General features: G+C 61.3%; 1 protein-coding gene. It reads left to right on the top strand.

The features are described 5' to 3' along the window. The first annotated feature begins 58 nt into the window (after positions 1-58). A complete protein-coding gene (locus ADT71_RS00175) occupies positions 59-1219 on the top strand; it encodes an IS30 family transposase (RefSeq protein WP_054434082.1) in 1161 nt (386 codons plus the stop codon). Positions 1220-1226: the final 7 nt, after the last annotated feature.

The following is a 1226-nucleotide window of genomic DNA, read 5'->3' as shown; positions in this document are numbered from 1 at the left end:
GGTGGGTTCAACGGGTGGTGGCAACACTTTAATCTTTTGAGGAAGATGGAGTGTCGCGATGAAGCAGCGTCGTCGGATATATTACACGGCCAGCCAGCGAGCGGAGATATGGGATCGTTGGCAGCGCGGGGAATCGATGAGTTCGATCGGGCGAAGGTTTGATCGAGAGTCATCGTCGGTATTTTCGGTGATTTCGCCGACCGGCGGTATCAGGCCCGCCGATCGCAAGCGTGGCCGCCTTGCGCTGAGCCTTGCCGAACGGGAGGAGATATCGCGGGGCCTGAGCGTCAGTGAACCCTTGCGTGCGATAGCACGGCGACTGGGCCGCGCGCCTTCGACGATCAGTCGCGAAGTCAGGCGTAACGGCGGCCTTGCACGGTATCGGGCGACCGTGTCCGATCAGGCGGCCTGGGACCGAGCCTTGCGGCCGAAGCCCTGCAAGTTGGCTTGCTCGCCGCCATTGGCCCGGGCAGTATCGGCCAAGCTGTGCCGCAAATGGTCACCAGAGCAGATTGCGGGGTGGCTCAGGCGCAGCTTTCCCGAGGAGCCGCATAGGCAAGTGTCGCACGAGACTATCTACAGAAGCCTGTACATACAGGCGCGGGGAGTTCTTAAGAAGGAATTGCTGGAGCATCTGCGCGCCCGGCGCACCATCCGCAGGTCGCGGCACGCCAGCCTCAAGCGCAACGGGCTGGGACAGATCAAGGATGCCGTGTCGATCAGCGAGCGTCCCGCGTCGGTCGAGGACCGCGCCATTCCCGGCCACTGGGAAGGCGATCTGATCGGAGGCACAAAGAACAGCTACATCGCGACGCTGGTCGAACGGCATTCGCGCTACGTGATGCTGGTCAAGGTCGCTAACAAGGACACAAGGAGCGTGGTGTCGGCGCTGATCAGGCAGACGCAGCGCCTACCGCGCGAACTCTACAAGTCGCTCACCTGGGATCGCGGCAAGGAACTGGCCGATCATCCGCGCCTCTCACTGGCTACCGATGTCGAAGTCTATTTCTGCGATCCGCAATCGCCTTGGCAGCGCGGCTCCAACGAAAACACCAATCGTCTGCTACGACAATACTTTCCCAGAGGAACCGATCTGTCGCTATACAGCCAGGCCAAACTGAGTGCCGTTGCCCGGCAACTCAACGAACGGCCAAGGAAAACGCTCGAATACCAAACACCCGCAGAGCGCTTTCAAGCCTGTGTTGCCGCCACCCGTTGAACCCACC

The sequence above is a fragment of the Novosphingobium sp. ST904 genome (assembly GCF_001298105.1).
Classification (GTDB): Bacteria; Pseudomonadota; Alphaproteobacteria; order Sphingomonadales; family Sphingomonadaceae; genus Novosphingobium.
The sequence above is the reverse complement of the archived record's forward strand: the minus strand, read 5'-3'. Positions and strand labels throughout refer to the sequence as shown.